This window comes from Bacillus chungangensis, from assembly GCF_030812995.1.
Taxonomy (GTDB): Bacteria; Bacillota; Bacilli; order Bacillales; family Bacillaceae_C; genus Bacillus_CF; species Bacillus_CF chungangensis.
The window spans coordinates 34341-57350 of record NZ_JAUSTT010000016.1 but is presented as its reverse complement, the minus strand read 5'-3'; the positions used below and the strand labels follow the sequence as shown (position 1 = coordinate 57350).

General features: G+C 38.1%; 17 protein-coding genes. 14 read left to right on the top strand and 3 right to left on the bottom strand.

All coding sequences use genetic code 11. The features are described 5' to 3' along the window. Nucleotides 1–9: 9 nt before the first annotated feature. The 5 genes from opp4A to ytpR all read left to right on the top strand — a co-directional run bounded on the left by opp4A (nucleotide 10) and on the right by ytpR (nucleotide 5075). Complete coding sequence (opp4A, locus tag J2S08_RS13535) at nucleotides 10–1815, top strand: oligopeptide ABC transporter substrate-binding protein (protein WP_307230363.1); 1806 nt, start codon at nucleotides 10–12, stop codon at nucleotides 1813–1815. Between the two features lie 356 nt (nucleotides 1816–2171). Continuing rightward, entirely contained in the window at nucleotides 2172–3191 is a 1020-nt protein-coding gene (locus J2S08_RS13530; protein ID WP_307230362.1) for a PTS transporter subunit IIC, read from the top strand. Further along, nucleotides 3191–3502: a thioredoxin family protein gene (locus J2S08_RS13525; RefSeq protein ID WP_307230486.1), complete on the top strand. Its 312-nt coding sequence runs from the start codon at nucleotides 3191–3193 to the stop codon at nucleotides 3500–3502. The genes J2S08_RS13530 and J2S08_RS13525 overlap by 1 nt, the downstream gene beginning before the upstream one ends. Nucleotides 3503–3657: 155 nt before the next feature. Then, nucleotides 3658–4452: a DUF1444 domain-containing protein gene (locus tag J2S08_RS13520; protein ID WP_307230485.1), complete on the top strand. Its 795-nt coding sequence runs from the start codon at nucleotides 3658–3660 to the stop codon at nucleotides 4450–4452. A gap of 17 nt (nucleotides 4453–4469) precedes the next feature. After that, nucleotides 4470–5075, top strand: coding sequence for a YtpR family tRNA-binding protein (ytpR, locus tag J2S08_RS13515; protein ID WP_307230360.1), 606 nt, complete (start codon nucleotides 4470–4472; stop codon nucleotides 5073–5075). 65 nt (nucleotides 5076–5140) lie between these two features. On the opposite strand, the gene J2S08_RS13510 is transcribed toward ytpR, so the two are convergent. After that, nucleotides 5141–5860: a YhcN/YlaJ family sporulation lipoprotein gene (locus J2S08_RS13510; protein ID WP_307230358.1), complete on the bottom strand. Its 720-nt coding sequence runs from the start codon at nucleotides 5858–5860 to the stop codon at nucleotides 5141–5143. A 333-nt stretch (nucleotides 5861–6193) separates the two neighbouring features. Here J2S08_RS13510 and J2S08_RS13505 point away from each other — a divergent pair, with 333 nt between their 5' ends. The 5 genes from J2S08_RS13505 (at nucleotide 6194) to J2S08_RS13485 (ending at nucleotide 13928) form a co-directional block, all read left to right on the top strand. Then, nucleotides 6194–9586 (top strand): DNA translocase FtsK, encoded by a 3393-nt coding sequence (locus J2S08_RS13505; RefSeq protein WP_307230356.1) that lies wholly within the window; start codon nucleotides 6194–6196, stop codon nucleotides 9584–9586. A gap of 109 nt (nucleotides 9587–9695) precedes the next feature. Further along, a complete protein-coding gene (locus J2S08_RS13500) occupies nucleotides 9696–10796 on the top strand; it encodes a nicotinate phosphoribosyltransferase (RefSeq protein ID WP_307230354.1) in 1101 nt (366 codons plus the stop codon). Between the two features lie 399 nt (nucleotides 10797–11195). After that, on the top strand, nucleotides 11196–12515 hold the full coding sequence (gene murC / locus J2S08_RS13495) for a UDP-N-acetylmuramate--L-alanine ligase (protein WP_307230352.1): 1320 nt from the start codon (nucleotides 11196–11198) through the stop codon (nucleotides 12513–12515). Nucleotides 12516–12890: 375 nt separating this feature from the next. Continuing rightward, nucleotides 12891–13370, top strand: coding sequence for a DUF948 domain-containing protein (locus tag J2S08_RS13490; protein WP_307230350.1), 480 nt, complete (start codon nucleotides 12891–12893; stop codon nucleotides 13368–13370). A gap of 63 nt (nucleotides 13371–13433) precedes the next feature. Continuing rightward, nucleotides 13434–13928, top strand: a complete 495-nt coding sequence (locus tag J2S08_RS13485; RefSeq protein WP_307230347.1) for a YtxH domain-containing protein — start codon at nucleotides 13434–13436, stop codon at nucleotides 13926–13928. 89 nt (nucleotides 13929–14017) lie between these two features. Here J2S08_RS13485 and pilM read toward each other — a convergent pair whose 3' ends face one another. After that, nucleotides 14018–16195 (bottom strand): pilus assembly protein PilM, encoded by a 2178-nt coding sequence (pilM, locus tag J2S08_RS13480; RefSeq protein WP_307230345.1) that lies wholly within the window; start codon nucleotides 16193–16195, stop codon nucleotides 14018–14020. A gap of 405 nt (nucleotides 16196–16600) precedes the next feature. On the opposite strand from pilM, the gene J2S08_RS13475 reads away from it, so the two are divergent. The 4 genes from J2S08_RS13475 (at nucleotide 16601) to motS (ending at nucleotide 21509) form a co-directional block, all read left to right on the top strand. Beyond that, nucleotides 16601–17680 (top strand): bifunctional 3-deoxy-7-phosphoheptulonate synthase/chorismate mutase, encoded by a 1080-nt coding sequence (locus J2S08_RS13475; RefSeq protein WP_307230344.1) that lies wholly within the window; start codon nucleotides 16601–16603, stop codon nucleotides 17678–17680. 892 nt (nucleotides 17681–18572) lie between these two features. Beyond that, nucleotides 18573–19571, top strand: a complete 999-nt coding sequence (gene ccpA / locus J2S08_RS13470) for a catabolite control protein A (protein WP_307230484.1) — start codon at nucleotides 18573–18575, stop codon at nucleotides 19569–19571. Between the two features lie 380 nt (nucleotides 19572–19951). Then, entirely contained in the window at nucleotides 19952–20764 is an 813-nt protein-coding gene (gene motP / locus J2S08_RS13465) for a flagellar motor protein MotP (protein ID WP_307230342.1), read from the top strand. Continuing rightward, on the top strand, nucleotides 20754–21509 hold the full coding sequence (gene motS / locus J2S08_RS13460) for a flagellar motor protein MotS (protein ID WP_307230340.1): 756 nt from the start codon (nucleotides 20754–20756) through the stop codon (nucleotides 21507–21509). Before motP ends, motS begins: the two co-directional genes overlap by 11 nt. 349 nt (nucleotides 21510–21858) lie before the next feature. Here motS and J2S08_RS13455 read toward each other — a convergent pair whose 3' ends face one another. Continuing rightward, nucleotides 21859–23010, bottom strand: a complete 1152-nt coding sequence (locus J2S08_RS13455; RefSeq protein ID WP_307230339.1) for an acetoin utilization protein AcuC — start codon at nucleotides 23008–23010, stop codon at nucleotides 21859–21861.

Genomic DNA, 23010 nt, shown 5'->3' with positions numbered 1-23010 from the left:
GGAAAAAATATGTGGAATAAGCACAGATCAAAGTGGTTCAGTGCATTTCTAGTGTTATTGCTACTATTATCAGCTTGTAGCAATTTATCTGGAGGAGAAACGAAACAAGAAGGAAATAAATCCAAAAAAAAGGAGAAAACAGAGGAAGTAAAAGTATTCACAATATCTGATTTCTCAGATACGGTAAAAAATGATGAAGAGCTGATAGATGATGGCATTCTTAATTACGCTTTAGAGACTGCTTCACCGTTTGAAGGGACATTAAATTATAATTTCTATCAAGGTAATCCAGATGCTGAAGTACTTCAATTTTTTGATAGATCTTTATTTAAGAGAAATGAAGATCATGAAATTACGAACGACGGCGCTGCAACGTATGAGCTTTCCGATGATAACAAAACGATCACGATCACAATCCGTGATAACGTATATTGGCATGATGGTAAGCCAGTGACAGCCGATGATGTTAAATTCAGTTATGAAATTATTGGCAGCCCAGACTATGAAGGTGTTCGTTATGGGGAGTTACAACGTTCTATCGTCGGTATGGAAGAATATCATGAAGGAAAAGCAGATGATATTTCTGGAATTAAAATAATAGATGAGAAAACGTTGTCGATTACACATAAAGAGGCAAATCCTTCTTTGCTAACGGGAATTTGGAGCTATGCAACTCCGAGACATTATTTAGGAGATGTTCCAATTAGTGAAATGATGCACTCGGATAAAATTCGCGTGAATCCAATTGGTTTTGGACCTTTTAAAGTGAAGAAAATTGTTCCAGGTGAATCAGTAGAGTATGAACGTTTTGATGATTATTGGGAAGGTAAGCCAAAATTAAAAGGCGTTATTTTAAAAGTGGTGAATCCAAATGTTGCAATAGCCGCGTTAAAGAAAGGCGAATTTGATATTTCTACGTTCCCAAGTGGTCAAATAAATGAAATTAAAGATGCATCGAACGTTCAATTACTTGGCATAATTGATAGTGTTTATCAATATATTGGATTTAAACTTGGGCATTATGACAAAGACAAAGAAGAAAATGTCATGGATAGACCCAAGCTGCAAAATAAAAACCTAAGACAAGCAATTGCATATGCGCTTGATAACGAGACGATCGGTAAACGGATGTATCACGGATTGCTTTACCTTGGGAATTCTATAATAATACCATATTATCCAAAATACCATGATGAAAGTTTAGAAGCTTACGGATATGATCCAGAAAAAGCAAAAGCATTATTAGATGAAGCAGGCTATATCGATGTAAATGGGGATGGATATCGAGAAGATCCAGATGGTAATGAATTTACCCTTACGTACTTACAATCGGGTGGTACTGATGCACTTGAAGCGAAAGCACAAAAGTATTTAGAATATTGGAAGGATATTGGTTTAAAAGTAGAACTGAAAGATGGACGGACACATGACTTTAACTCTTTCTCTGATCAAATGAAAACAGATGATCCAGGTGTCGAGATATTTAGCGGTGCTTGGAGTACCGGTGCAAGTGTTGATCCATCAGGAATACATGGAAAACATTCTCAATTCAACTATCCTCGCTTTGTAGATGAAAGAAGTGAAGAGCTACTTAAGAAGGGGATTTCTCCAGAAGCATTTGATATGGATTATCGAAAAGCAGTTTATAAAGAATGGCAAGCTTTAATGCATGAAGAAGCTTATCTTGTTCCGACCCATTACAGGATTGATGTTACTGCCGTAAATAAACGTGTAAAAAACTTTACTGTAGACTCTAAAAAAATAAATTGGCATGAGGTTGGTTTAACCAAAGAGAAACCAGAAGTAGATAAATAAAAAAACCATTTATTAGAGTGACTCTACAGGGACATGTATGTGTTCTTGGGAGTTGCTTTTTTTCTATAAAAAACAAGCCAAACAGCAATGACACTTAAGACAAACGAAATGATGGTTTTTTTCATTTTCCCTTCCCCTTTCATTTAAGATTTTTAAAATAGTTTAAAGGCTTGGCCAAATCTATAGAAATTATTCCATTTAAATTTTGTGAATAAAGTAAAAATTCCGTTAAAAATATTTAAGTTTTAGAAAAGACGTTTTGTATAACTTCCTTTCCATTCATTCAATAAAAGATAGACAAATAATACATATGTCTTTACACTTGTAATAACATATTTTTATCGGGAGGAAATGGGATGAGGGCATTTTTAAAGAAAAAAGGAGTTCATATTTCCGCAAAGGCTTATTTTGTTGATGCTTTAAGCTATATGGCGCTTGGGCTTTTTGGATCACTTATCATTGGTTTAATTATAAAAACAATTGGCGAGCAGGCTGGCTGGCCGTTTTTTATCGAAATGGGTCAGCTTGCAATGGGCTTAATGGGGCCAGCAATTGGAGCAGCGATTGCGTTTGGGCTAGGCGCTCCGCCTCTTGTTATTTTTGCTGCTGTCGTAACTGGAGCAGCGGGTGCAGAGTTGGGAGGGCCTGCTGGGAGTTATGCAGCGGCATTGATTTCAACCGAAATAGGAAAGCTTGTCAGTAAAGAAACAAAAATTGATATCATAGTAACGCCTTTTGTGACCATATTCACAGGCTATGTCGTTGCTTCTTTTATTGGGCCGACTATTGCGGCGATGATGAGTGTGTTTGGCAGCTGGATTGTATGGGCAACAGAACAAAAGCCCATCATGATGGGGATGCTTGTTGCGCTGTTAATGGGATTGGCGCTTACTGCACCGATATCCAGTGCAGCGATTGCTTTTATGCTTGATCTTAGCGGTTTGGCAGCAGGAGCGGCTGCGATTGGCTGCAGTGCCCAAATGATCGGATTTGCTGTAAGCAGTTATCGAGAAAATCGGTTAGCAGGATTGCTAGCACAAGGGGTAGGGACATCCATGCTGCAAGTTCCTAATATTGTTCGCTATCCGCTCATTTTAATTCCCCCAACGTTAGCGGGGGTTATTTTAGCGCCAATTGGGACAACAAGTTGGCAGATGCTGAATAACGCGGCAGGAGCGGGTATGGGAACAAGCGGTTTTGTTGGTCAAATCATGACATTTACAGTGATGGGATTTACACCGTCCGTTATGTTTAAAGTTCTTGTTCTTCACTTTATTGGCCCTGCTGTGATAAGCTTGTTTATATCAGAATATATGCGAAAGCTTGGCCTCATTAAACCAGGTCAAATGCGCATTCATACTGGAGGAAAAGAATGATGAACCAGTTGCAATCAATGGAAGAATTTAGACAAATGAGGGAGAATGGCAAACATATCTTTATGTTCTCAGCGGATTGGTGTCCTGACTGTCGGGTAATTGAACCGATATTACCAGAAATAGAGGAAAAATATCATCAGTACACTTTTATTTATGTTGATCGTGATCAATTTATTGATCTTTGCTCCGAATTAGATATTTTTGGCATCCCAAGTTTTCTTGCTTTTGAAGATGGAAAAGAGCTTGGGAGGCTAGTCAGCAAAGATCGCAAAACAAAGGAAGAAATTGAATCATTTATTGAATCACTATAAAAAGATTTATTACCTATAAAATTGCTGCTCTTCTTCCTAACGACTTACATTTTGTACGATTAGGGGAGGGCAGCTTTAAACAGCTTTTTTTCAGCATTTTAAGTCAAAAAAGTCATTTCTAAAAAAATTGACAGAAGGAGGCGAAAATGTTAAATATGGATGTTAGGAAAATGAGAAATTTACTGGAAGATCGTTTGCAAAAGGAAAAACGGACTTTTCATTTTGATCGTGAAAAGGACACCCTTCGCATTGAAAATAACGAGACAGGGAAAGGTGTTACCATTTCCTTGCCTAATATTATTTCAAAATGGCAGAAGCAAAAGGAAAAAGCACTGGATGAAGTGGTATACTATGTAGACAATGCATTGGGTATTATGGGGAAAGTACACCAGCTTTCAGGACAAGAACGCAACATATATCCAGTCATTAGATCAACATCTTTTCCAACAACCGCTTCAGATGATGAACAGTTTGTTACTGATGAGCATACAGCTGAGACAAGAATTTTTTATGCACTGGATTTAGGCAATAGTTATCAGCTTATCGATGAAAAACTATTAAACAAAGAGGGATGGGAGAAGCAGAAAATCCGTGAAACTGCTCTGTTTAATCTCCGTTCTCTTCCTACAACTGTCAAGGAGGATCATGTAGCGGGAAATCGCTTTTATTTCCTTCATACAAATGATGGTTATGATGCAAGTCGGATTTTAAATGACTCTTTTTTGAAAAAAATGTCTTTGGAAATGATGGGACAAATGACGGTATCTGTTCCGCATCACGATGTCCTCATTATTGGTGATATTAAAAATAACACAGGTTATGATGTCCTTGCACAGATGACTTTGCAATTTTTTGCGGATGGGAAGGTGCCGATTACCGCACTTTCCTTTATTTATGATGCAGGCTCACTAGAACCTATTTTTATTATGGGAAAAAATCGTAGACAATAGAAAGGTGAATGAAACGAATGAATGTTTTTTACAACCAAAAAGGAATTGGCGATGTTTTGATTATTACGTTGACAACGGAGGCAGCGCAAGAGAAAACGTTTGAGCGGAAAGGCGATGTCGTACAAATTCTAGAAAAGGAAACAAACCGAGTAATTGGCTATAATATTTTTAATTTTTCTCGTTACATGGAAATTTCTAATAATGGTCTAGTTGATATGAATAAAGAAATACTTGAGAAAATAAACCAAGTTCTTTTAGAAAATGGTGTAACTGACCAACTGACTGCTGATTTTTCTCCAAAGTTTGTTGTCGGATTCGTAAAAGAAGTGGAAAAACATCCAAACGCTGATAAATTAAGTGTTTGTAAAGTTGATGCTGGCGAGGAGATTCTTCAAATTGTTTGCGGAGCACCAAATGTTGCTGCGGGACAAAAAGTAGTAGTCGCTAAAGTAGGGGCTGTCATGCCTAGTGGAATGGTCATTAAAGATGCGACACTACGCGGCATTCCTTCTAGCGGTATGATCTGTGCGGCTCGAGAATTAGCGCTGCCAAATGCTCCACAAGAAAAAGGTATTTTGGTGTTGGAGGATGAATACGTTATTGGGCAAGCATTTACATTTTAATATCTAAAAAATGGCTGGCCTCGAAGGAAGAGTATTTCCTTTGAGGCAGCCTTTTTTGTTTAGCTTTAACGTCGGTCTGGAAAGACTCTTTGGACTAACTCGCTGAATTCGTCAGCAAAGCCGGTTACAGGGTTTCCTCTCTGAACATCTTCAGTGTAATCTTGGACCCGATCATAGAAGTCTGGATTAACACTAACATAAACATTGTCTATATTTTTATCTGCTTTTCTTACTTGTTTAGCAATTTTGCTTTCCACATCAGGAGATATTTCATCATCGCGAGAACGATCATTTAATCTAGCTGCGACATATGCATTGCGATCAGTTACAAGCACGTTAGCAGTATCGACTTCAGGCAATTTAGTGACAAGATCAGCCGCATTTTCAGCAACATCGATTTTATCCCTTGTTGCAATGTTGTTTGATTGCATGCCAGTACGGTTGCTAGCCCGCTGCATATCTCTAGTTGTATCGCGATAGCCGCGAGTTCCATTAAAGGTAATGTCTCGAGCTCCATTATAGGTATAGTCGCGAGTACCCATAGTACCATTAGTACCATAAATACCATTAACACCATCACCACGTGTACGGTTAGTATAGTCGCGATTGTTGCGTACCCCGTCTCGGTATACCCCGTCTCGGTTTACTCCATCTGGATTGTAGCGAACTCCCATTGGATTATTGATATTATCATCATTTACCCTCCGATTGTTGTCATAATTGGCGGTACAGCCAAATAACAAACTGGAGGTAATACCAACAAGTAATAAAGATCTTACCTTCATTATCATGATTTTTTCCCTCCTATTCATGGTCGTTCCCTATTAATTTTCCTAACAACACGTTTTTTATGCCACTGAAAACATTTCCATACAAGTGAAAGAAGTAGCTAAAAGATAGAAAAAATGGGTAATATGATGTTCATTGTATTTCCTAAAATAGGAAGGGAAAATGAAAGCGAATGTAGTAATACAACATAGGATGACTGAAAAAGGGCTGGATAAGAAATGGTTTTTCATATTCGGAATTTACTATGTTGCAGGGGTGACCAAACGTCCTTTTGAGTTGTCCCTGTTTCTGTTAAAATAAGAAAAGAGTATATTGAATAGGGTGATAATATGAATTGGTGGAAAGATATACTTCAAAAAATAACGGGCTCCGAAATGAAGAAGGAGACTTTACATGAAAAAGATAGCAATACATATGAAGGGAAATATCGAGAAATTGAAACAAAGATCACTTACGAATACCCTAAAGGAAAATTTAGGTTTCCATTAATAGAAGATAAAAAACAAGATAGAAGATTAAGGCCAGAAAGGGCTGTAAATTTAGAAAAAACTACGAAAAAACAACATGCTCCAAGACAAAATGAACAATCTATAGAGAAAAAAATAAAGATAGAATCGGAAAGAAAACCTGTTGCTAACCAAGCAAAAACACCATTTCGAAATACAGAAGTTGCTTCACCAATCTTCGGTTTTCAGAAGAAGCCCGCTGAAAAAGCAAATCCACTCGAATTTGAATTGTCTGATGGTGACATAATCAAAAAAGCAGATCATATTATTGCTGATTTTTACAGAACGCAAAAAAACAATCAATTCAATAACAAAGCGGAAACGAACAGCCATATTTCGAATACTTCTCAACCTTTGTCATCCAGGCAAGATGATGATGCAAAAGTCTTTTCATCGATTGCTGAACCAGCATCGGCAATTGTAGCTGACGATGAAAATGACATTTCCTCATCCCCAGTTATGCAGGATGAGTATTTTAAAGATGAATTAGATGCAGTCTTAACAGATATTGAAAAAGGACCAGAAATACAAGATCAAGACATGGCGGTTTTATCATCACTAGAGTCAGCTCCGTCAGCACCAGTATCATTTACTGCTGAACAAGTATCATTACTTGCAACTGCTCATGAAGATAACATTTCCTCAGCACCTGTTTTGGAAGAGGAGCAAGAATCAGATGCAGTCTTAACAGATATTGAAAAAGGACCAGAAATACAAGATCAAGACATGGCGGTTTTATCATCGCTAGAGTCAGCTCCGTCAGCACCAGTGTCATTTACTGCTGAACAAGTATCATTACTTGCAACTGCTCATGAAGATAACATTTCCTCAGCACCTGTTATGGAAGAGAAGCAAGAATCAGATGCAGTCTTAACAGATATTGAAAAAGGACTAGAAATGCAAGATCAAGACATGGCAATTCCGTCATCGCTAGAGTCAGCTCCGTCAGCACCAGTTTCATTTACTGCTGAACAAGGATCATCACTTGCAACTGCTCATGAAGATAACATTTCCTCAGCACCTGTTATGGAAGAGGAGCTAGATGAATCAGATGCAGTCTTAACAGATATTGAAAAAGGACCAGAAATGCAAGATCAAGACATGGCAATTTCATCATCGCTAGAGTCAGCTTTGTCAGCGCCAGTGTCATCTACTGCTGAACCAGCATCTTTACTTGCAACTGATCATAAAGATAGCATGACACCATCATTTAGTGAAACTACAGGGATACAGGAAACTTGTTTCCAATCAGATGCTGATCATGATGAAGATGCATCAGATCATGTGGTGAATCAAGACATAGAGGCTGCAGCAGCAATAGATTCGGCTTTATCAAAAGATAACGAACGAGACGCTAGTAGAAATGATGCATCCGCTTCGACTTTGCTTGATGGACAGATAAAGAAAGAAGAATCTAAACGAAAACAGTCGATTCCATTTAATGTTGTGATGTTGAAAAGTGATAAACGTGTTTTAGAAGAAAAAAACAATCAACTAAAAAAAGCTGCTGTACTAGAGCTGCATAAACCAAATCAACAGTCAGCTCAGCAGCTAAAGCCGAATGTACATGTGTCTGATCAAACAGCTGAACGAGATGATAATACAAAAGCAACTACTGAACCGACTCAGTCGACTCGTGTGCTCCCATTTAATGTAATGATGTTAAAAAGTGATAAGAAAGCTTATAAAAGAAACCTGGAACAGCAGCAATCTATTCAAGACAAGCTGGAAAAAAAGGCACTGCCTGAAGTAGAAAAAGAAGAGCAACATCAGCATATTGTACCAGACCGTCCATATACTTTTCCAAATCTTGAACTTCTTGATCCTCCAGTAGCTAGTGATGTAGACGATCATTGGGTATCAGAGCAAACTGAATTGCTAAATGAAACATTAGCCAATTTTAAAGTTCGGGCAAAAGTAGTTCATGTCAGCCAAGGGCCATCTGTTACAAGATTTGAAATTCAACCAGAAAAAGGAGTAAAGGTAAATAAAATTACCAATTTAAGTGATGATTTGAAATTAAATCTAGCTGCTAGGGATATTCGCATTGAAGCCCCAATTCCTGGGAAAAGTACGATTGGGATCGAAATCCCGAATAAAGAAAGCCGTCCTGTTTTTCTTCGTGAAATCATTGCCAGTTCTGCTTTTAAACAGGATGAATCGCCATTGACTGCTGCGTTAGGATTAGATATTTCAGGTCATCCTATTGTCACTGATTTACAAAAGATGCCTCATGGTTTAATTGCTGGTGCAACTGGATCAGGAAAAAGCGTTTGTATCAATTCAATATTAGTCAGTCTTTTATATAAAGCAACACCAGATGAATTAAAGCTGCTCTTAATTGATCCTAAAATGGTTGAATTAGCGCCTTATCATCATATTCCCCATTTGGTTAGCCCAGTTATAACAGATGTGAAAGCTGCTACAGCTGCTTTAAAATGGGCGGTGGGTGAAATGGAAAGACGATATGAATTGTTTGCACATACGAGTGTGAGAAACATTCAGCGTTTTAATGAATTAGCAGAGAAGGCAGAACGTCCTTGTGAAAAACTACCATATATCGTCATTGTCATTGATGAATTAGCCGATTTAATGATGATGTCGCCAGCAGACGTGGAAGAGGCGATTTGTCGTATTGCTCAAAAAGCTCGGGCATGCGGCATTCATTTGATTATTGCGACACAAAGGCCATCTGTAGATGTCATAACAGGTTTAATTAAAGCAAATGTTCCAACAAGAATAGCTTTTTCCGTTTCCTCGCAAGTAGATTCGCGCACAATAATTGATATCAGCGGAGCAGAAAAACTGCTTGGACGTGGAGATATGCTATTTTTAGCCAATGGTTCTTCGAAAGCAGTTCGCCTTCAAGGCACTTTTGTGACAGACGAAGAGATTGATTGTGTAATCGCCCATGTTCGAGAGCAAAGAGAACCACAATATTTGTTCCAACAAGAGGAGCTTTTAAAACGGGCCCAGCTGCAAGAAGAAGAGGATGATTTATTCTTTGATGCCTGTGATTTTGTTATTGATCAAGGCAGTGCATCAACTTCCCTTTTACAAAGACATTTTCGTGTTGGATATAATCGTGCTGCACGTCTTATTACGCTGCTTGAGGAACATGGAGTTGTGTCAGAAGCACGTGGAAGCAAGCCGCGGGATGTACTCGTTTCTCAAGAGGATATCGAAGCAATAAAGCAGTCTAGTCGGATTGTGTAAAACATGGTATTCTGTATTTGTGTCAAAAATGAGACGAATTGAGATCGAGAAGAAGAAACGGTGCTTCTACAGTTTTTACTAAAATGCGTGCACAAGGAGTATTAGGGGAATGAAGGAAATAGAATTAAAGCTGCAAGGGAAGATTCAACGATTAACAAATAAAACTTTTAAATTTGATGAACGTGTGAAAGATGGCTGGTTTTCAGCCGTTTATTTTTTGAAAACAAGCGAAATCGCTAAAAAGTATAAAGCAGATAGTATTGTCACAATGCAATTTTTTCAAAAGGATCATGCAGTATTATGTGGTACAGATGAGGTCATTGCATTAATTAAAACCTTTGCTGATCATCCAGAACAATTAGAATTGATGTCATTAAAAGATGGAGATAAAATCAGTCCATTTGAAACAGTTCTTACAATTACTGGTAAATACACAGACTTCGGATATTTAGAAGGGATTATTGACGGTATTTTAGGACGACGTACGTCTGTCGCAACAAATGTGTATAATGTTGTGAAAGCAGCAGGGACTTCGGGAAAACAAAAACCAGTCATTTTTATGGGGGATCGTGATGATCATTTTACACAGCAGGCAGGGGACGGATATGCCTCCTATATTGGTGGATCAACAGCTCAAGCAACACATGCTATGAATGAATGGTGGGGAAAGCAAGGAATGGGGACAATGCCTCATGCACTTATCCAACTATTTGATGGAGATATCGTTGCCGCTACAAAGGCATATCATGAAACGTTTCCTGAGGATGAATTAATTGCCTTGGTAGATTATAATAATGATGTCATTACAGATTCACTAAAAATCGCCCGTGTTTTTGGGGAAAAACTTAAAGGGGTTCGTGTTGATACATCGAGGACATTAATAGACAAATTCTTTTTAAGAAATCAACAGCTTCTCGGCACTTTTGACCCACGTGGTGTAAATGCAGAATTGATGTTTGCATTAAGAAAAGCACTTGATGAAGAAAATTTTGATCATGTTAAAATTGTTGCTTCTGGAGGCTTTAACGAAGAAAGAATTTTGGAATTCGAACGTAAAGGTGTACCAGTAGATATGTATGGAATTGGAAGTAATTTATTAAAAATAAATATCGGTTTTACTGGTGATAATGTATTATTAAATGGGAAACATCAGGCGAAAACCGGTAGGAAATTCCGCCCGAATCCTCGTTTGGAAAAAGTTGAATGGTAAGTGTGAAGAATCTTACGAAGAATAGTCATTCGAGTAAATAAATGCTATAATGTATAAATGTGAAAAAATGGGGAGAGAAAGATGGAAGCGTACCTTGTTTGCAAGAGCAGGATTAAAAAGAATCTTAGCAAGTTGCGCTCCATCTCATATACTACATATGAGCATATGTCTTTTTTATAAAATGGCTTTCAATACCCTAGTCGGTTTCTCTTCTACAGCTAATGGGCGGAAGAACCATCTATTCTGTTAACAAGCTAAAAAAATAAGAAGTCCAAGTTGATAGATGAAAACTTTCACATGTTGATGCTCAGGAATCTAAAAAGTGCATCAAGAAACAATATATAATATGTTAATATAATTTTTTCGAAAAATGAGAGACGAATTTTTGGAGGTTCTTTTATGACGGTATACCATTTCGTAGGCATCAAGGGTTCTGGGATGAGCGCATTAGCGCAAATACTTCACGATATGGGTTATCTAGTGCAAGGTTCAGATGTAGAAAAGTATTTTTTTACTCAACAATCCTTGGAGGACTCGGGTATTCGCATTTTGCCTTTTCAGCGTGAAAATGTGCGTCCAGGCATGGTGGTTATAGCTGGAAACGCATTTCCCGATTCACATGAAGAAATTGAAGCAGCTAGGAGCCTTGGCATCGAAGTCATTCGCTACCATAAATTTCTCGGCAGTTTTATGCAAAATTTTATTAGTGTTGCTGTAACAGGTGCACATGGCAAAACTTCAACAACAGGGCTCCTTTCTCATGTGATGAGTGGTTTAAGGCCAACGTCATATTTAATTGGAGATGGGACTGGCAAAGGAGAAAAGGATGCAGCGTACTTTGTTTTTGAAGCGTGTGAGTATCGAAGACATTTTCTTTCCTATGATCCTGACTATGCGATCATGACCAATATTGATTTCGATCATCCTGATTATTTTACTGATGTAAATGATGTTTTTTCAGCATTTCAAGACATGGCTCTACAAGTAAAAAAAGGTATCTTTGCTTATGGAGATGATGAACAGCTCCAAAAAATTCAAGCGAAGGTTCCCGTCTTATTTTATGGATTTGGTGACGAAAATGATTTTCAAGCGAGAAATGTTGTAAAGGACACAACCGGAACTACTTTCGATGTATTTGTAAGAAATCATTATTACAGCACGTTTCAAATCCCTGCTTATGGAGATCATAATGTATTAAATGCACTAGCTGTTATTGCAATTTGCCACTATGAGGAATTTGAAACAGAAGCGATTCATCATCAATTAAAGACTTTTCAAGGTGTTAAACGGCGTTTTTCTGAAAAACAAATCGGTTCGCAAACGATTATAGATGACTATGCTCATCATCCAACAGAAATTAGAGCTACTATTGACGCAGCAAGGCAAAAATATCCTAATCGACCAATTGCTGTGATTTTTCAACCTCATACTTTTACAAGAACGCAAGCATTCTTAACAGAATTTGCTGAGAGTTTAAGTGAGGCTGATTTTGTTTATTTATGTGATATTTTTGGATCAGCGAGGGAAAATCATGGAAAGCTATCGATAAAAGATTTGCAAACTAAAATTAATGGGGCTAAGATTTTAAAGGAAGAGGACACTTCACCATTACTTCACTTGCTTGATGGCGTTGTCATTTTCATGGGGGCAGGCGATGTACAAAAATTTCAGCATGCTTATGAAAGCCTCTTATATGAAAAACGTAAGAAAGCACTATAAGTAATTTTAATCGACGTCCATAACTTTAGGATTCAGATGGCAGGATGCTTCGCCTAAATTGGAAGAGCCCGGAGGATAAGGCTGGTCCCAAAAAATGACGGTTCAAAACAAAAAAGGCACCAATTTAGGCTGCCTTTTTACTATGCCGTAAAACATAAAAAAATTGTAATAATGAGCAGGAAAAACGCATTTATTATCGAAATATAACTTAAGCTGTCTATTTTTTTATTTCCTCATTCCGCTGGAACAATGAGGATGCTAATAGGACTTTTTGGGCAGCGTTTGTTATTTGGTGTGTAAACTGGTATTGGACAAGCCAGTTAGATCGATTATTTATGAATGAGCGGTTGGTTCTATCAGGAGGGAGGTGTAGGATTGGATATAAAACTGATTCTTTATTTAAGTGTTGCTCTCATTGCAATCGCTATACTCATTTTTGTTATTAGTGTAACAAAAACGCTAAAGTCTTTAAATCAGACTTTAGATGCTGTTTCTAAAACATTGACAGGCTTGGAGTCGCAATTGAGCGGAGTGACAACAGAAACAACTGAATTGTTGCATAAAACGAATGCCTTGGCAGAGGATTTTCAAGTGAAGGCTGAGAAACTTAATTCAGTTGTCTATGCGGTTCAAGATGTTGGAACGACCATTCAAGAAGCGAATCAATCTGTAAAAAAAGTTTCTTCATATGTGTCGACACATATGGCCGGCAAGGAAGATAAAATTGCAAAAGTGGTTGAGTTGGGAAACTTAGCTTTTTTATTAAAAGAAAAATGGCAGGCGCGAAAAGAAGCAAAAGAAGCAAAGCTGCTAAAAAAACAAGAGAATGCCAAACACTACGAGTATGAGCATTAAATATTTGTTGCATGAAAACGTAGACAGACCATGATTACATATAAAATAAGGGGAGACGTTAAAATGGCTAATAATGAATCTAAAAATAATCAAAATAACCAAATTGACACAAAAGATTTCTTAATTGGTGCTTTAGTAGGCGGTATTGTAGGTGCAGCAACAGCTTTACTGCTAGCTCCTAAATCAGGAAAAGAACTAAGAAGCGATATAAATGAACAAGTATCGAATCTGAAAGAGAAAACAGATCATTGGAAAGATGCTGCTGTTGAAAAAAGCAGTGAAATGGCAGCGGCTGCTAAAGAAAAAACAACTCAATTAAAAGATACAGCAGTTGAAAAAGGCAACCAGTTTGCAGGTACAGTGAAAGAAAAAACCGAAAAAATTCGTGATGTTGCTGTTGAAAAAAGCCATGATCTTAAAGAAAAAGCAGCAAAGTTACAAAAAAATATTCAGTTCAAGTCAACTGAAAAAGCTGAAAATGTGCAAATAAAGGCAGAAGAAGAACATGATGTACAGGAGAAATTAAAAGAAGTACAAACAGTAAACGATCAAGCGTGATCATATTTGATGATAAACAGAAACTTCCATCAGCAAGGAAAACAAAAAATAAAGGTCCTTGCTGATGGAAGTCTTATAGACATAAAAAATTACTCCGTCTTCATTTTCCACTTTGTATGGCTCGCAAGCGGCCAGATGATTTCTAAACGATCTCCAGTGACGAGAGGATCATAGAAAGTTGACTTTTCCCCATTTTTTAAAAGCTCAAATTGTCCTTGGGCATCAGGAGGCATTTCTATTTCAACGTAGTTAAAAATATCTTGGAAAATAAACGGCGCTGCTTCCACTGCTTTTATGCTAATATCATCATATTTATGTACAATGTCATTTGGAGCAAGCAGCTCATCGCGGCGATAAAAATAGGTGATGTCTTTTTCTAACATGATTTCTTGATCATGAAAATAAATGGTCATTGTCTCTCTTAATTTCAACTGTTTTAACTCAGCAAGCTTTGCAACAGTTAAAGGAGGTGCTTTGACAAGCTCGATATAATCAAGATGATGAAAATGGTCTTTACGTTTCTTTACTTTTCCATTAACAGTTAAAGCGTGTGAAAATGCAGGGAAAAACGTTTCTTTCCCATTTATTGTAACTTGGAAAGGCGTTAGTTGTTGAAGCACGTCATTGCCATCCAAGTGGATTAACAGCTCCTCGAGCGTCTTTGGAAAGAAAACCTCGATCGTATCACGATCTTGAACCAATGTCTCCATGTCAACAATGAGACCATTTCTTTTCAATATCGTTTTTATTTCCTGTTGTATACCATTCAGGTATACTGTTTTTTGGAGTGGCTCATCGATCAGCTCGCTAATCTTTACTGTAGCTTGTTTGCCATCCTTTCCTTTAACTACACTTATTTGATCTCCATTTGCGACAAGATCATCCAAGCTGCAAGTTAGGCCATTTTTTTGTAAAAATGGTGCACTGCCATGTTCGCCTGGGATGGTCAGGTCTCGACCATTAAAAGTAATGAAGAGAGCCATACCTGGCTTTCCATGTAACTGGGCAATCTTAATACCAGCAGCGAGCAAACAATCACCTACCGTCAACCGATTTATTTCAAATAAACGAATAGGAATATCATTTACAGAAACAGTAACATATTGCACTGGTGCTTTCTGAGAAGCAATGGCAATGCCAATCGGTGTCACAAATTCTGGGCCTTGCTGAATAGTAGTTGCCATTGTTAAGTTTTGAATGGCTTCAGTACCTCTAATAGCAACCCTGTTTTCAGGCAGCTGCAGCAAAGTAGCTAATTTTTTGGGCAGTGCAGGTGTTAAACTTCCGCCGCCAACAAGCATGACAGCTTTTGGGGGTTCCTCGTTATTAAGTTTGAATATTTCCTTCGCAATTGTACTTGCGAGCGTCTCGATAGCAGGTAAAATTTGTTTTATTATCTCTGCTCTTGGAATTTCTGTTTCTAAGCCAAGAATGTCCTGTATGACGATCATTTCTTGATGTATTAAGTTGCGCTTTGTTTGATCAGCTAATGGAAAATCCATTAAGTAATGATCGCTAATCGCTTCTGTAATTTCATCTCCTGCAGTTGATACCATTCCGTAAGCTGTCACTGTTCCTGTATTTGTAATCGCAATGTCTGATGTACCAGCCCCAATGTCTACTAAAGCTACATTTAAACGCCGCATCGAAGGAGGAATCAATACGTTGATTGCTGCAATCGGCTCCAACGTCAAAGCTTCCATTTCAAGATCGGCACGATGCAAAGCTGCGATTAAAGAATCTACAACCATTTTTGGAAGAAAAGTAGCAATAATAGAAACAGAGGCCTCCTCTCCTTGCTGATCGATGAGATTCCCGATTTCTTCTCCATTTAAACGATAAAATAACACAGAATATCCAACGCAATAATAATGAATTTTTTGAGCAGCATTTTTTTGAGCAGCTGTTGCTTGTGCCTTTTGAACAGCACTTAATTCAAGCTGAAGGATATCTTCTTTCGTGATCATCTTTCTATTAGATAGTTTTATAGATTCACATGCTTTTTCCGTTTTTAATGCTCTTCCCGCGGCTGCAACACAAACCTTCTCCAACTTTCCATGAGTCTCTTCCAGCATTAATTTTATTTTAGAGATTGTTTCGGCAACTGCAACAATATCGTGAATTTGTCCATCCAACATTGCACGTTCTCGATGTTCTTTAACGACAAGGTCAGCAACATGGTAATCATTTCCACTTTGCTCTAGGATAATGCCAACAACAGATCGTGTGCCAATATCAAGGGCAAATATTTTTCTTTTTTCTACCAAACGAATACACCTTCTTTTATATTTTTCTTATCAGTAAAGGCGATTTCATCAAAATTCTTTAATACAGAAAAGCGTTCAATTATTAAAGAAAAATATAGTGACATTTTATAATGAATGGATTATAATAAGGCCTAATATTAAAAAATGTACCATAAATCAAGTAATAAATAAAAGTATTGCCGTTTTATCAGAGCATTTTAAGTTCAGACACGCTTAGATAAAAGCGGATGGGGATAATCATTTGATTTTCCCTGTTTCAACAATCTTAAACGTGTTCACTCACCTTAATAGTTAGAAAAAAGCTTTACTTTTTATAAAGGGAGGGTAAAATAAACAGATACAAACTTAGTTAGGTGACCTAAAACGGCTTTCTATACAAAGATGATGAAGGAAAGGATGACAAAGATGACGAAACATGAATTAGACAATTTGCGTGATCGGATCGATGAAATGAACGTGAAGCTCTTGGAAATGATTAATGAACGTGCACAATTGGTTCAAGAAATCGGCAGAGTCAAAGAAACACAAGGTGTAAATAGATATGATCCGGTTCGGGAAAGAAGTATGTTAAATCTTATTAAGGAGCATAATGACGGCCCTTTTGAAAATTCTACTATCGAACATATTTTCAAAGAGATTTTCAAGGCTGGTTTAGAGCTTCAAAAGGATGATCATCGTAAAGCACTTCTCGTTTCACGTAAAAAGAAACCAGAAGATACAGTTGTAAACGTAAAAGGGGAACTTATTGGAAATGGTGTGCCGAAGTTTGTTTTTGGACCTTGTGCGGTCGAATCATATGAACAAGTTGCACAAGTTGCACAGCAAGTGAAAGCAAAAGGATTGAAACTGCTTCGCGGCGGTGCATATAAACCAAGAACTTCTCCATATGATTTCCAAGGACTTGGGGTAGAAGGCTTAAAAATATTAAAGCAAGTTGCGGATGAATATGATTTAGCTGTTATTAGCGAAATTGTCAGCCCAAATGCTATTGAACAAGCGCTTGACTACATTGATGTCATTCAAATTGGGGCGCGCAATATGCAAAACTTTGAATTGCTTAAAGCGGCAGGGGCAGTAAATAAACCTGTTTTGTTAAAACGCGGGCTGTCAGCAACAATTGATGAATTTATCAATGCTGCGGAATACATCATGTCGCAAGGGAACGGCCAAATTATTTTATGCGAACGAGGAATTCGCACATACGAGCGGGCAACGAGAAACACGTTAGATATTACAGCAGTCCCAATTTTAAAACAAGAAACACATCTTCCAGTTATGGTGGATGTCACGCATTCAACCGGACGCCGTGATTTGTTGCTTCCAGCCGCAAAGGCAGCTTTAGCTATTGGTGCGGATGGTGTAATGGCCGAGGTGCATCCAGATCCAGCAGTTGCACTCTCAGATTCTGCACAGCAAATGGATTTTGCACAATTTGATGCATTTTTCGAAGCACTTCAGCCAGCGTTTGCACATGCTCAACGATAAAATTATCTAACATCTAACTGGCAGTAAGCCCCTCACCTCTGAAAGTAAGAGGAATTGAAGCGCTAGGTGGGAGATAACCGAAAGTCAAATGTCCGATTGGTTCGGGACTACAGGATATCGCGCTTGAGGATGAGAGCAAACCCTCACTTTAACGTAAATGCGTTCTTGATCCTTCCTATTCATATGATTTTAGTGGGAGCTGTCCATTGTTTAAGGACAGCTCCTATTTTTGAGGAAATCGGTTAACTTTCTCCATCAATTGAACGGACATTATTTTCCCTTTCGAAAAGATAAATCTGTTTTATCGTTATGATATAGAATACTTGCATATTTTCTTCTTGAAGCGTTATTTTCTAAAGATAATGGATTGCGTGATGCTTGTTCGTATCGTATGATAAATAGAGGTGCAGGGAAACGATTTTTTTTAATATTTGAACCAACAACTACCAAGGTAAGTGAGGCGCTGAAAAATGTGATAATTCAATTATGTATAGCGCTTTTATCTTGTTGTTTCATGATATGAATCTATGGTGAAGTCAGTGTGATGGTAGGATGATCATTTTGAAAATGTCTAAAACAAAAGCAAACTGTGGACGTTCGCTCATTCAATCATTTTATGACTTTAGCTGTGGGAGTGCAAAGTAGATCGATTTGCTTATTAGCATTTCATTCTTTGGTGTTTCCCTTTTTTTAAAAACGCATACAAGGGATTCCGTTCACGATGTATACTTTTGTCTAACTGATTAAAAATAGTAAGAAGTGAACTCTTTTAAGTTACACTTAAACATCGCGGGAATCACAATTTATTGGATTAGACCACTTCAGAAGCAAGGGTCTAAAACCCTTATCAAAAGATAAAAAAAGAAAGAGGAACAGGAGCGTGGCCAGCTTGATGAACGTAACAATCTATGACGTAGCGAGAGAAGCAAACGTATCAATGGCAACTGTATCACGGGTAGTAAATGGAAACCCAAATGTAAAACCAACAACAAGAAAGAAAGTGATGGAAGTAATTGATCGGCTTGGATATCGTCCCAATGCTGTTGCTCGTGGACTCGCAAGCAAAAAAACAACGACTGTTGGAGTAATCATTCCCGATATTTCCAACATTTTTTTCGCAGAGCTTGCAAGAGGAATCGAAGATATTGCGACAATGTATAAGTATAATATTATTTTAAGTAACTCTGATCAGAACAAAGACAAAGAATTGCATTTATTAAACACGATGCTTGGAAAACAAGTAGATGGGCTTGTCTTTATGGGAGGAGACATAACTCCTGAGCATGTCGCTGAATTTGAACGGTCACCCGTTCCAGTAGTGCTTGCTGGTTCTGTCGAGGATTCAAAAACGATCCCTTCTGTTAATATCGATTACCGACAAGCTGCTTATGAAGCTGTCAAGCTTTTTATTGAAAAGGGGCATAAAGACATTGCTTTCGTTAGTGGTTCTTTCCACGATACGATTAATAAAGACTGGAAGCTGAAAGGCTATAAAGAAGCGTTGGAAGAAGCAGGCATTTCTTACCGAGAAGAATATGTATTAGAAGGGGATTATACATACGAATCTGGAGTAGATTGCTGGCAAAAGCTAAGTGAATTAGATCACAAACCAACTGCGGTGTATGTCGGAGATGATGAAATGGCGATAGGTGTTGTACACGGCGCTCAGGATGATGGCCTGCAAATACCTGAACAGCTAGAGGTAATTACATCCGATAACACAAAATTGGCTTTAATGGTTCGTCCTCAGCTTACTTCTATTATTCAACCGCTTTATGATATTGGCGCAGTTGGAATGAGGTTATTAACGAAATTAATGAATAAAGAAGAGGTTGAAGAAAAAATTGTCATTTTGCCACATCGAATTGAACAAAGAAGCTCAACGAAATAATGAATCGTCCGATATATAACTTAGAGCGTGTGTCCAAAAAGAAGGAAAAAGGGCCGAGAAGTTCGAGAAAATAAGTCGTGATAAGCTGGCTTGCTAGAATTCATGACTTCTGCGTTGTTCGTAGAGCGTGTTCGCTTTTTAGTTGTAGATCCTTTTGTAATTAATCCTCGCACCAGATTAATGCAAAAGGAAAAAAGCTTGAATAGCCGAAGACATGAGTACAAGACGATCTTCTGCAGAAAGTTTTCATTTTAAGAGCGAGCTTGCGCTATGAACGGCTAGAACTGAAACAAGATTAGAAGAAATTCAACAGGCATTTTTCTCGAACTTTTTGAACTACCTCTCGAGAGGAAATACAGGCGTATCTAGGGAGAGTTATGATGAAAAAGCTTGATGTTCTAACACCATTAGGGATTATTGTTGGACTAGTTTTTGTTTCGTTTGGGATTGCAACAAATGGGGGAGGAGCTGGATTTATCTCTTTCCTTCACTTTTCCTCTTTTCTAGTTGTATTCGGAGGAGTGATTGCTGGAATGCTGATAAGTTTTCCGTTTAAAGAACTAAAACAGCTTTTTACGGTGATGAGACAGTCATTTAGGCATGAAGAAGAAGACTTAAGTGAATTAATTCAAACTTTCGTCACTTTGTCAGAAAGAGCAAGACGAGAAGGCTTGCTAGCATTGGAGACTGAATTAGAGAAAGTAAATGATCCATTTATTAAGAAAGGCGTTCTATTAGCAGTAGATGGCATCGAACAAGATGTGATTATCGATATCATGAATGCTGAAATTGCAGCATTGGAGGAACGTCATCGCAAGGGCAGAAGCTTACTGGAAAAAGCGGGTGAATTTGCACCTGCCTGGGGAATGATTGGGACATTAATTGGACTTGTTTTAATGTTGAAAAATCTGAACGACCCAGAGAATATTGGTCCTAACATGTCAATTGCTTTGTTAACGACTTTTTATGGTTCCTTATTAGCGAACTTATTATTCCTTCCAATGGCAGCAAAGCTAGAATTAAAAACGGAAAAAGAAGTTTTTTGGAAACAGATCATTGTTGAAGGGATTATTGGTGTACAATCAGGTCAAAATCCGAAAATCCTTGAAGAAAAATTAAGTGCTTTCTTATCCAGGGAGGATCATATCCAAATGGCAGCTCAACGCCAGGGGGCTGTTAAAAATGAGATATAGACGACCTGTGCCAAAAAAGCCGGAAAAAGGTGCTCCAAAATGGATGGTAACATTTTCCGATTTGATTACACTAGTCTTAGTGTTCTTCATTCTCCTTTTTTCTGTTTCGCAAGTTGACGCAGTTAAATTTAAGCAAATAACCGAATCATTGCGGCAGTCGCAAATTCTTGATCATTATCCATCTATTCTCGAGCAGGATTCAGCTTCACCTTTGCCTGATGCTATTGATGATGAGAAGAAAAAAAAGCAGCAGGATAAGGAAGACGCTGATAACTTAGAACGTCTATTAGGTAGTGTCCAAGCATATTTGATTGAGCATGATCTTGAGGAGGTAGCAGTTGCAACAAGAACAGAACGCGGTGTTGTTTTAGTTCTGCAAGAGCAAGTGCTATTTCAAACTGGTGATGCTTCAATTTTAGAAAGTGCACATCCTTTCCTTGATAAAGTAGGTACTTTACTTGGAAGTATGCCTAATCTAGTAAAAATAGAAGGACATACAGATAGCCGACCGATTAACAATTTCCGCTATCCATCGAATTGGGAGCTATCCACAGCGCGCGCAAGCAGCGTCATTCGTTTTTTAACAGATAGCAATGGATTGGATCCTGCTCGCTTTATAGCGGTTGGATATGGAGATACACGGCCAGTAGCTAGTAATGATAATCCTGACAACTGGGAAAAAAATCGAAGAGTAGAAATTATTATATCTGATCCAAAATATGAAGAAGAAGAAGAAACCCCGTAATATTTTTATATTTCGGGGTTTTTAATTGGAAAATATATATCTACTGTTGTATTCATTTTTATCCCACATCTAACTGGCAGTAATACCCCTACCTCAAGAGTAAGAGGGAATCGAAGAAGTCAAGTGGGGATAACTGAAAGTCAAATGTCCGATTGGTTCGGGCCGACAGGATAAGGAAAGCTTCTTGAATCTACATCGCACGAAGAAAAAGTGCTCTTCTTTTTCGAGGATGTCGGTCATAAAGGCGTTGCAACAGGACGTTGCGATCTTAGCCTTTGTTCTACTTCTTATCAGTGAGGGATAAGAGAAAACCCCCACTGATGGAAGTTTCACTTTATGTAAGCGTTATCTATTGTGGCCGAATAAAAATAAGGGCTCTATTTACTGTTTGTTGATTTTTCTCTTCTATTTCTTTTTTTCGTGGAATCGGTGGGTACATATCCGTAGGGTCTTCCCAGTACTTAGGCAAGGAGATTGGCGAATATGGCTGCCATTTTTCAAGCCAGCTAGAGGGAAGTGCTCCTTTTGCGTGAGTTTGTCTTGTCATTTCCAGCCAAATAAGTGACCATGCTCGTGGAACAACACGCCATATATCATATCCGCCTCCACCTACGGCAATCCATCTTCCATCACAATATTCATGAGCAAGCTCGTGTACTAGCTTTGGAATAGCCTGATATGTTGCCATGGAAACCGACAAATGTGTAAGTGGATCATAATAGTGGGCATCAGCCCCATTTTGTGTCAAGATGACATCTGGTTTGAAATAATGGACAATTTCTTTCAGTGCGGTCGTATAAGCATCTATGAACGACTCATCCTCTGTGAAAGCATCTAATGGAATGTTGAAGGAATAGCCATAGCCTTTTCCAATTCCCCACTCATTCACATTGCCTGTTCCAGGAAAAAGGTATCGTCCTGTTTCATGAATAGAAAAAGTACAGACATTTTCATCATCGTAAAAAGACCATTGAACACCGTCGCCATGATGAGCATCAGTATCTACGTATAATACACGAGCATGATATTTTTCTTGGATATATTTGATTGCAACAGCACTATCATTATAAATACAGAATCCTGAAGCTTTTCCACGAAAACCATGATGCAGGCCGCCGCCTAAATGTAGTGCATGGCGTGATTTTCCAGTCATGACATGATCCACAGCTGTTAAGGTGCCGCCGACTAATAATGCGCTTGCTTCATGCATATTAGTAAAAATGGGTGTATCTTCTGTACCTAGACCAAAATTCCCAGCACGATCGGAACTTAATTTTCCTCTTCCAGCTGCTTTCACAGCTTCAATATAGGCCTCGTCATGATTAAGGAGCAGCTCCTCATCAACAGCTCTCCTAGGAACGATGATATCCTCTGTTGAAATTGCATCGAACTTCCTTAATAAATCTAGCGTCAGTTTTAGCCGAAATTGATTAAATGGGTGGTTTTCCGAAAAACGATATGAAAGCAATTCATCTGAATATACAAAGACAGCATCTTTCAT